This is a genomic window from Chitinophaga agrisoli (assembly GCF_008386695.1).
Taxonomy (GTDB): Bacteria; Bacteroidota; Bacteroidia; order Chitinophagales; family Chitinophagaceae; genus Chitinophaga; species Chitinophaga agrisoli.
In genome coordinates, this window is sequence record NZ_VUOC01000004.1 from 608,971 (window position 1) to 620,162 (window position 11,192).

At 44.3% G+C, this 11,192-nt stretch carries 4 protein-coding genes; 3 read left to right on the top strand and 1 reads right to left on the bottom strand.

Annotation, left to right across the window (positions count from 1 at the left end; genetic code table 11):
- Positions 1–10 precede the first annotated feature (10 nt).
- The gene (locus tag F0L74_RS21615; RefSeq protein ID WP_149839994.1) at positions 11–1,990 is read left to right on the top strand and encodes a DUF2779 domain-containing protein; all 1,980 of its coding nucleotides are present in this window, start codon (positions 11–13) and stop codon (positions 1,988–1,990) included.
- Between the two features lie 102 nt (positions 1,991–2,092).
- Here F0L74_RS21615 and F0L74_RS21620 read toward each other — a convergent pair whose 3' ends face one another.
- The gene (locus F0L74_RS21620; RefSeq protein ID WP_149839995.1) at positions 2,093–4,954 is read right to left on the bottom strand and encodes a tetratricopeptide repeat protein; all 2,862 of its coding nucleotides are present in this window, start codon (positions 4,952–4,954) and stop codon (positions 2,093–2,095) included.
- A gap of 533 nt (positions 4,955–5,487) precedes the next feature.
- Here F0L74_RS21620 and mads6 point away from each other — a divergent pair.
- Both mads6 and mads7 read left to right on the top strand, forming a co-directional pair.
- Positions 5,488–9,630: a methylation-associated defense system protein kinase MAD6 gene (gene mads6 / locus F0L74_RS21625; RefSeq protein WP_149839996.1), complete on the top strand. Its 4,143-nt coding sequence runs from the start codon at positions 5,488–5,490 to the stop codon at positions 9,628–9,630.
- A 2-nt stretch (positions 9,631–9,632) separates the two neighbouring features.
- Positions 9,633–11,192: a methylation-associated defense system protein MAD7 gene (mads7, locus tag F0L74_RS21630; protein ID WP_149839997.1), complete on the top strand. Its 1,560-nt coding sequence runs from the start codon at positions 9,633–9,635 to the stop codon at positions 11,190–11,192.

Here is an 11,192-nt window from a genome sequence, read left to right on the forward strand (position 1 = left end):
AACGAAAAGCATGCCTAACGATCCCAGACACCTAACAAAAAGCCGTTTCAAGCTGGCCCTCGAATGCCCGGCCAAACTTTATTACACAAACAAGCAAGAATATGTAAATAAAAAGCTAAATGATACTTTTCTTCAGGCCTTAGCCGAAGGAGGTTTTCAAGTAGGGGAACTGGCCAAACTATACTATCCAAACGGGCAAAACGCTGAGGCCCCTGATCACGAAGAGTGCCTCAGGATCACAAATGAGTTATTACAACAGGAGAATATAGTAATTTTTGAGGCTGCTTTCCGATTTGAAAATCTTTATATCAGGGCCGATATCGTAATAAAAGAAGGTAATACTCTGCACTTAATTGAAGTTAAATCCAAATCCTATGATCCCGATACCGATAGCATCACGACATCGAAAGGTTCGATCAGCTCCAAATGGAAGTCTTATATTTATGATATAGCTTTCCAAAAGTATGTAGCTACCAAATCGTTCCCCCAATTTAATGTGACCGCTTTTCTTTGCCTGGTTGACAAAAGTAAAAATGCTTCCATCGATGGCCTAAACCAAATGTTCTTACTATCAAAAAGTGATGGAAGAACCCGGGTAATCGTGCGCAAAACAGAAAACGCTGCCGATTTAGGACAAAAGATATTGATTGAATTAAATGTGGACGATATCGTCAATAGCATATTAACGTCTAAAATATTACCGGATAACTTCTACGATAGTTTCGATAACAGAATTGCCTCCTACTCTAAACATTATTTCAACGATACAAAGATGGACGCAGCAATTACGGGTCAATGCAAAACTTGCGAGTTCAGCGCCACTTCAAATGATATAGCGTCAGGGCATAAATCAGGCTTACACGAATGTTTAACAACGATTGCTAAATTTCAAGAAGCTGATTTTGAAAGGCCTCTGTTATGGGATATCTGGTATTTTCGCAAGACAAATGAATTCATCCAATCCGGAAGATATTTTATGGATCAAATATCAGCGCAGGATCTGGAAAGCAGATCCACAAAAAAACAGGTTCCAGCCGGGCTATCAAGAGTAGACAGACAGGCTCTGCAGCTCGAAAAGGCTGTCTCAGGTGATCACCAACAATTCATCGATACCAACGGGTTGAGGACCGAAATGGATAAATGGACTTTCCCACTTCATTTTATTGACTTTGAAACCACCGCCGTTGCAATTCCCTTCAATTCCGGACGCAGACCTTATGAGCCAATAGCCTTTCAATTCTCACATCACCAGGTAAATAAAGATGGAACTATTGAACATGCCGGAGAATGGATAAATACCCAAGCTGGTATCTTTCCTAATTTCGAGTTCATTAGAAATTTAAAATCCCAGTTAGAGAAAGACGAAGGTACCATTTTGAGATATGGGCCTTATGAGAATTCAATACTAAACTCAATTTATACCCAACTACAAAATTCGACTGAAAAGGATAAGGACATATTAATGGAATGGATTAAAACCGTTACTCAATCTAAAGCGGACAGCGCAGAAAGTTGGCAAGGTAACAGGAATATGGTTGATCTGCTGGATCTGGTAAAGAGATATTACTACCATCCCTCCACCAAAGGCTCAAATTCCTTAAAAGATATATTACCTGCCGTATTAAATGAAAGTAATTATCTAAAGGAAAAGTACGCTCAACCGATATATGGACAAACAATCGGGAGTCTGAACTACAAAAAACATTCATGGATCAAGCTAGATGAAGAAGGCCAGGTTATCAATCCGTATGCCCTACTTCCAAGGATAATTGACGGCTATAACAACGATACCCTGGACACAATCGCGGTTGATGACGAGGGAGAAATTTCTGACGGCGGCGCCGCAATGATCGCATATGCGAAAATGCAGTTTACAGAAATGACTGATAAAGAGAGAGAAATGATCTCTAAAGCGCTGTTGAGATACTGCGAACTGGATACGTTTGCCATGGTGATGATCTGGGAGGCCTGGACTCATTGGTGTAAATAATTATACGACTCCAATCATTTGTATTATCTGAGCTATCATATTATCTTAATAAAAACAGATTAAGGGAAAACTACCTATCTCAATCTAATCCTCTATTTAAATCTACTGAGATTCTAAAACATTCGCTCTTTCCCACAATTCTTCGGCGGATACCGCTGGATCAAGGCCAACATGCTTCATCCATATGGCTAACCATTGAAACATTCGATTCGGACTTTCCAGTCCGTTCTCACCAGTTAACCGTAAACTGCACAACAGGATCGCCTCCATCATTTTTGACAAATTATCGGAGGACTCTTTCCAATCCTCCACAATTCCAAGAATGGTGCAAAAATTTAACGTCAGGCGAAGATCATTAAATTCTAATTTTCTGTGGCCCAACTCATTTATCAAAAGCCAAGCCCATTCTGAAATGGTTCGACCATATGGCGTCAGGCATATTACCTTCATGATATAGAATAATTTTACAATAACCCGTCCAGGATCATCCCTAACACACCCTGGGTTGCTCTGTGTTGCAGAAAATCGCACGATGTATTCCAAGATCGAATGTCGAAGATCTACCAGCGCGTACGCAAACGCCGTTTCATCCAAAGATGGATGGACGGCTATTTCAGGATACTTTTCAATATACATTCCCAAAGTCCAAATAGTACGGCCGATATACTCTCCGTGTCCAATATCTTTAAAGCCCTCAATCGTCCTGAAAAAATATGGAAAGCTTTCCAACTCATGGCCAATCTTATAAAGACATCTGGCGTAACAATGCAGATTAGCCAATAGATCATCCTTGTAAAAATGTTCCTCCATAAAAGGGAGTATCGCATCAAACAGGACAATAGCTTTCTGAGGCTCCTTCAGTTGGTAATAAGCCATAGCCATTTCGGCCTTTATATAGTTCGCCTCATGATCATGCATCTCCGAGTCATTATTATTTTTATCTATCTCCACAAGACGTAGGGCTTCCTCATACAAGACAATGGCGGCTTTGTGATTACCTTTATTACGCTCAAGATTCGCGCGGGCCTTAGTGGCCATTATCCGGATTGAAAGGATCTGCGTGCTTTGCGCGAGCTCATCTAACTCATCTATAGTCTTCTCCTGTCCTTCAATATCAAACTGTCTTGATTGCATCGACGTCAATCCCAAATAATTATTAGCGGCTCCTTCAAACTCGCCTAGCTCCAAACTGGCCTGAATCCCCGCCCTATTTAGTATTACTCCATATTCAAAAAATCCTCTTAAAAAACAATATCTCCCTAACAAATCATTTATAAGCTGGATGATAACAAGATATTTATTACGCTGCTCCTGGTCCTGATCTGCTCTGGAAACAATGATCTCTTCGCGTGCTATCCGAAACCCTTCTAAAAGATTAAGCAGCTCTTCATCAATCCATCTAAATATCAAAGCTAGATTTCCGTTATTGCCACCACCGGAAAAGCGCTCACTCACAAACCAACACTGCCATACTATCTGATTAATGGCTGCATTTCTTAACTGAACAAAACCTGTCGTTTCCAACATTTTTTCTTTTAAAAAAGGTCGAACAGGGTTAGCGACAAATATTCTATCCTCTTTAACTTCCACAAAGAAAAATTGCATGAGAACAGCAACGGCAGTAGAAAAATCCGGCACCTGAGTATGAAGCGTTACTAACTTTAGGTTCAACCCACCAATAAATACTTGCAAATATTGCAAAGTCTCCTTCTGTTCTTCCGTCAATATATCATAAACGGTCGATAGACAGAGATCAAGCGCATTAGATTTATCATGCTTATTCAACATAGGTCGTTTGAGCGCCCCTGTCTTTTTCAGTTGCGCTACAACTTCCGGCTCAGATTTATAGAAAATTAACAGTGAAGCCACAAGCTTCAACGACAGCGGATGTCCACTGCAAAAATCGAGCAACCACCTTGGGTTCCCCCCAATTATCCCCGCATGTCCCACCATCAACGTCTCTAATAGTTGAAGGCTTTTTTGCACATCCAGGCCATCCACCGCAACTATTGTTTTGGGATAATCTATAAGTGACAGATCAATCTGGGAAGTCGCTATTATCTTTGGCGCCTGGGTTTGAGCAAGAAGTGTCCGGATAAATTCTTCTGTCTCGCTCCGTTGATGGATCAACAGTTTCTCCAAACTATCAAATACAAGGACTATCTGTAGCTTATCAAGGATTTCAAACAGCGAACTGCCAATATGTTCGCCCGTCAAACGAGATAATTGATTAATTAATACAATATTCAGATCATTAACATTGTTCACTGTTTCAACATCAATCCATAAGACGTGGCAATCAGCAGGTATACTTTTCAACGCATTTAGCAACAACTCTGTTTTGCCGATGCCGCCCAAGCCCTCAATTACTATGAACCGTTTCAGCGAAATCGCCCCGATCAATTCCGCTAGCTTTTCCTCCCTTCCTATAAATACCGGATGTGGGTTAGGGGCTTTAAACATTGTTCCAGCGTCCAGATCCCGCCTTAGTTGATCGCGCAGTCTTTCTATTAGCCTATCTTTTGTTTCTCGTAGTAACTGCCTTGAAATAACAGCATTATCGGCCTTAGTATGTTCTTCCTTTGCAACACGCACCAGATTATGATGATGGTGACTCAGCGACTCTGCATATCCTACGATGTGAGCGTTTTCTAAGGGATAGCCCTTTCCTGTGATTGGGCATTTACCTTGTATTTCTGTTTTCAGATAATCCTCAATATACCTAGGAATAGCTGGCCGCATCTGATCCGGGGCCGACCAGGGTTCCTTAAGGTACCCGTCAAATTCCAGGAGTTCCTTCTCTACAAAATAATTTTTACCTGCTATTACTTTGGACGCCAATTTCCTGGTATGCCCCAGGTTCAACTTAGGAGCATTTCTCACATAGGCATATAATAACTCTTTTGTAATCCCCAAAAAAAGGGCGGCTTCTGTGTCATTTAATAACTTCTCTATAGCTTCCATAGCTTAAAAATTATACCCCCAAAATAATCGTCATTTTCCCGTATGCTCAAAGTTAGTAGACATAGGTGTCTGTTGGTCATATATAAAATTTTTACCTGACTATATATACGATTGAGTATCCAATACGGATTCACGGGCAGCAAAATACCTCCGTCTGAACTTTAATAAGCTTCCCCAACCTCACCGCGTTAACAACTAATTCACATTTAAGTCCCCCAAATAATTGTATCCTTGCTGCCGCGTCTTGTTCCACACTTTTCAGGAGTACAGTGATAGTTAAAGAGAATAAGGAACTGACCACGTAAACCAATCGCTCATATTATGTTCACGTTACGCTTCGAACTCAAAAAACCTCGCCGCAGATCTACTTCGGAACTCTTTACACAAAGAATTTAATACGATTTTATCTCCAGGCAAGCGAATGTAAACTTCCCGTTATGTGAATCTCATGTGAAAACAGGGTTTTCAGCGATCATTATTACTATATAGGAACCACGTATAAAACTAACCAAAACAATCAACAACACCGCGTTATGGCAAGGATCATAAAGCCCCCCTATTTTGAATCGGTTGTAAATGCCGGAGAAAAGCGCCTGCTTGATTACCTGGAGGTAAACCTCCCGGACAGCTTTTACCTGGTGCCTAATGTGGAGATCGCCTCCACCAATCCCCGTAACAACCGTATTCAGTATTGGGAGTATGACCTGTTGGTCGTTAGCCCGCATGCCATTTATAATATAGAGAATAAGGACTGGAAAGGCCGTATAGAGGGAGATGACAACTATTGGTATATAAATGACCGCCAGCGCCAAAACCCGTTGAAGACCGGGAGGCAAAAAACAGCCGTCTTAACCACCCGGCTCAGAGAGCAGGATTCCTCCTGGGGGAGGGCATGGATCCAAAACATGGTCACGCTGTCTTATCCAAACACGTTTACCCCGTCCTTATGGCAGGAAGCCGGCCGGCTCAGTTTCCAGCTCAATGAGCAGCTGATCAGCTTTCTGACAGACCCCGCAAATGTGGGTAAAACAGAAAATGATATTGCAGACATTTACAGGGATATTGTAAAATACCTGGATGGTAGCCTCAGCAAAAAAGCGCCGGATGCAAAACGGGAGGTAGCAGGGTATGAAATAATAGAAATATTGCAGCAGGAGCCCAACTTCACGGAATACCTGGTAAAACCCAAAGGCGTGATCTCCTCTATTCAAAAAAGAGTAAAAGAATACTCTTTACAGGTAGCGGGCCTCTCACAACAAGCGCTCCTCCGGCGGGAAGAAGTTATAAAGAACCAGTATAAGGCCCTGCACAAGATCAAGGCAAAACCTTTTATCCTTAATGTGGAGTTTAAAATAGATGAAGAGAACCACCTGTTTTACGAAATATCTGATTTCCTGGATGAGAATTCCCTAAGGGCGGAGGCCAGGTCTAAAACATTCACCTTCCAGGAAAAGATCGGCATTCTCCGTAATATAATGGCCGCCCTGAAGGAAGCCCATAAGGAAAACATCTTCCACCGGGATATTAACCCGGATAATATCTATGTGATCAGCGGTTATGCCTATCTGGGGAATTTTGGAAAGTCTTACTTTACGGATCATAACCACCAGGGGTATACGGTAATGGCCACCATCAACGAATCTAATGCCACCCCCTATCATCCATTGGAGTTAACGGTTGGGAATGCATCCCGCGCCTCTGATATCTATTCGCTGGGGGTGCTCGCCTATTGGCTTTTTGTGGGCGAAGAACCATTCAATACCCCTTATGATCTTGACAGGATGGGTGGAAAGCTGTCTATAGATAAACTACCCTCTTCCCTTAACAAGGCTTTGCCCAAATGGCTGGATGAGCTGTGCAACCAAACCATTCTCACGGATGACCTGAAGCGGATTGAAAGCATTGAAGCAGCAGAAATGCTGATCGAAGAATCTTTAAAAGAGAATGATAGCCTCGCTCCTACCCCACCAAATCCCCCCATCATTCAAACGTCTTCCATAGGCGCCTATGATCTGAAGGTGGGCGATAAGATAGGGGATTATGTTATTCATCAGATCTTAGGTAATGGCGGGTACTCAAGGGTCTTTAAAGTGAAACACCAGTTACAGGGGAAATATTATGCGTTAAAACTCTTTCATGAAAGTGTGAACGCAAGTTCCGTTATTGATGAATATAATGCCCTGGTAGGGTTAAGTCATCATAATATAGTCCGGTTTGTATGGAATGGCGAAACGCCCAACGGACAATTTTATACATTGATGGAGTTCCTGGAAGGGGAAAACCTGAGTACCTACTCAAAAACGGACGCCAGGCTGCCCATTTACAGGGTATATCAGCTGGCCAGGGATATCCTCAGCGCGCTCACCACCATGCAGCGCCTTGCCAAGCCCATCCTGCACCGGGATATAAAACCCCAGAACATTATCTGGGACAGTGAAAAACGCTTTGTGCTGATAGACTTTAATGTGGCGTCTTTTGTTGATGATAACCGGGACTTTGTAGGCACCAACCCCTACCTGGCGCCAGATCTTATTACCGATGGCTATAAAGTGAACTGGGATAAGTCCGCAGATACTTTTGCCCTGGGCATTACGCTCTATGAGCTGGTGTGCAAACAATACCCCTGGGCGCCCAAGAAAATGCCGGCCATGAGCATTGCCCCCATCCATCCCCGGGAATGGGAGCCCCGCCTGTCCACCGCTTTTGCCGCATTCCTGAACAAAGCGGTGAACCCAAGATCGGCGGAGCGGTTTCCCAACGCCCAGGAGATGCTGAACGCCCTGCTGGCCATTGGGGAAGATGATATCATGCAGGAGCCCGGCATACCCGTGCCTTCCATAAAGACCCGGGATAATGAGGGGAATTTCATTAAATATCTTAACTCCCTGTTTAGCCAGTCCAAAGCGGGGAACTTTGGCACCCGGGCGAGCGAAAACATCAGCGGATTTGATAAGCTTACCTACACCGCGTCAAAACTGGATAAGAAGCTGCTGCCGGATATACTCGCCGGCAAATACAAGCTGGTGATCATTACCGGCAACGCCGGAGACGGTAAAACGGCTTTTATTAAACGGATAGAACACGATCATTCCATAAAAGACCTCCGCCTGCACCACCATAAAAACGGCGCACAGTTTAAGATAGGCGGGGTGCCGTTTGAAAGCAATTATGACGGATCGCAGGACGAGCTGCAACAGGCCAATAACGAGGTGCTGGAACGTTTCTTCAGCCCGTTTTCAGATCTGTCAGATTATAATAATGCCGCTGAAGGCAGGATCATCGCCATCAATGAAGGGCGCCTGGTAGAGTTCCTGAAAACCACCAATAAACATAGGTTCCTGCATGATACCATAGAAAACTATTTTTATAACGAAGGGCATCATGAGCTGCCGCCCGGTTTGATGATCATTAACCTTAACCTGCGGTCCGTAGCCGCCCAGGACAGCCAGGAGCCCAGCCTGTTAAGAAGCCAGATCAAAGCGCTCACCAATAAAGAGCGCTGGCATAAATGTGATAGCTGCGCTTTGGCGAAAAAATGTTTTATCCGGTATAATGTCGCCTCCTTTAATGACTCTGCCGCAGGTGAAGAGGTTATTACGCGGATGGAATGGCTGCTTAGAACCGCCAGTTTTAAACGGGAGCTGCATATTACCATGCGTGACCTGCGCTCGTTTATTGCGTATACCCTTACCAGGGACCATGAATGCGCGGATATTGAAACGCTGCTCTCCAACACCCAGACAAAACCGGAGCATTACTGGCAATATTATTATTTTAATATCACCAACCCATCCGTTGACGACTCGGGCAACCAGGACAGGCTCATAAAACTGCTACGGGAAACAGATATTGGCGAGGTAGCCATCCCGGACCGCGACCGTGACCTGTTCTTTAGCCATCATCAGTCCAACGACTACCTGGAGTTCTCTGACCGGGGATCAAGCCTGATCGATGAGTTCAATCAAAATAAGATCTGGGGGCCGGCACATGAGCAAGACAGCGCACTGATACAAAGGATCCGCACCAACCAGAAAGTATTTATCCGCCATCAGTATTTTGAAGGAAAATCGCAGCTGCTTTCTGTGGAAAACGGTTATGCATCCGCCGCCACCGATTCCTCCGAAACCATGTTCTCCTCCTACCTGCTTAGATTGCCCTACCACTCCGTTTTTAAATTTGTACGGGTGCTGGCACAGGGGGATGACGGCGCCTATACCAAATCCAGTATTTCAAGAGCGATATCCCTTAATGAAGGATGCGACAACCGGGGCATAGATAAGGACCACCTGGTACTGGCGTCCACGGATATCCGGGACCCCTATAGCAAATCTTTCAGGTTATTTGATCTCAACGATTTTGAGCTGTTTGTGAACAGGACCGATCACCTGGTGAAATACCTGGAATATGCGCCGGACAGCCTCACCTTCCGGCACAGATCGCAAAAGCATATTAAACTGACCATTTCCCTTGATCTCTATGAGATGCTTTATTTTATTCAGCAGGGCTTTAGCCCCTCATTAAATGACCTGAGGGGGAAATTCGTGGAATTGATCATTTTCAAAAACCTGTTGGAGAACCTGACTTATAAGGAAGTAGTAGTGACCAGTGACAATATGGATTTTTTCCGGATCAGCAAAGACGGGAGCCGTCTTTACATAGCACCAATGCAAGCATAGTTATGGGCATAAAATTAAACAGGGATGAGACCTCGTTCCGCAATGAACTGATCTTCACCGCGGACGCAAAGGCCGTAAATATAGACAATACGCTGGTGAACCTCTATATGCTCCTGAAGCACAATGGGATAAGACCCAAACAGCGGTCCGGGGAAAAGAACAATTCATTCGTGGACCTGGAAACATTGAAAGTTGTTTTCTCCAAACTGGAGGAAGAAGGCGCTATAACTGGATTTAGCAGCAACCCGGAGGCCGCCGAGCTATGGATGCGCAGCAATCTCGTAAACATGGTGTATAGGGGGAACCTGGATAAAGAGAAGATCTCTTCCCTAAGACCCATTCACCTGGAGAGCTATAGGGTTAGAAATGCGGCCAATACGAGGGACTACAATACAGCCGACCAGGTTTACCTGATGCTGAACGCCAACCCCGCTGTAAGGGAAGAGCTAAAACAGTTCTTAATGGAAGGCTGGAACCAGGCCACCGGCGAGATCACTGCCGGATCTGAACTGGATGTGGACAGCCTGGGCTTGCTGCACATCATCAAAAAAGTTAAACAAGGTTTCCTGGACAGCAGCTCCAGCCTGAACCAGATCCGGCCGCTGCTGCATGAGCTTTCTGAGCTTTATTGTGACGATGTAAAAAGATTGCTGGTCTATAAGCGATTAATACCCAGGAATGTGTTGATCGACTATTTTAAGACCCTCACCTCGTTCCATCTCTCCATTTACATGCAGAAACTGATCTATACGCTGCCTCAAATGGTGGAATCAGGTTCTGATGCGGCGAGGGCGGACTGGAATATAGTTGTGGACGCCACGGATAATTTTGAAAGCAAAGTGGCCCGTATTTCCGCGGGTGATGCGGAGGCGCTGAGCAATAATATGTATGATTATATTAAATCCACTTTCCAGATCAACGCCGCACTGAGAAGGTTAAAATTGGACAAAAACAATTCAGACCATCTTGCCAAGGCCCTTCGCATCCTGAAGGACAAACCACAGGATTTTGAAATATACTTTGAGACCCAGTGGGATAACCTGTATAATATCCTGAATGAAGAAGATAAAGCGCCGATAAATGATATTGTGAAATATGAGGCCACCTATTTTGACCGCTATATTGAACTGATCCTGAAAGCGAGAAGCGCCTACCAGTTCCGCTATCATATGCAGCTGCTTGACAACCTGTCTCAAAAGAATAATGAGCGGGGTTTTATTGCCCAGGGCCGCAGCAGGAAACACCCCAGGAGGTATGTGATGGGCACCCGGTTACTGGAAACACTTGTTCAGATACTGGTCCTTGAGCCGGATGGGGCCGGATTTCAGACAAAAGTGCTGGCCATAGAAGACCTGATCCAGAAGATCAGGGAACGGTATGGGCTCATCATCAATGGCCTGTCTGAAGAGCGGTTCAAAGACGCCAACCTTAACACACACCTTGCATTTAAGGAAAATGTGGAGGCATTCAAATTAAAACTCCGGCAAATAGGATTCTATAACGATCTAAGCGACGCCTATATACTTCAAAGAATAAGACCCCGCTACGAACTAAATGCTTAA

Coding starts and splice junctions, on each gene's coding strand:
- F0L74_RS21615 (WP_149839994.1), top strand. CDS start 11: ATGCCTAACGATCCCAGACACCTAACAAAAAGCCGTTTCAAGCTGGCC.
- mads7 (WP_149839997.1), top strand. CDS start 9,633: ATGGGCATAAAATTAAACAGGGATGAGACCTCGTTCCGCAATGAACTG.
- F0L74_RS21620 (WP_149839995.1), bottom strand. CDS start 4,954: ATGGAAGCTATAGAGAAGTTATTAAATGACACAGAAGCCGCCCTTTTT.
- mads6 (WP_149839996.1), top strand. CDS start 5,488: ATGGCAAGGATCATAAAGCCCCCCTATTTTGAATCGGTTGTAAATGCC.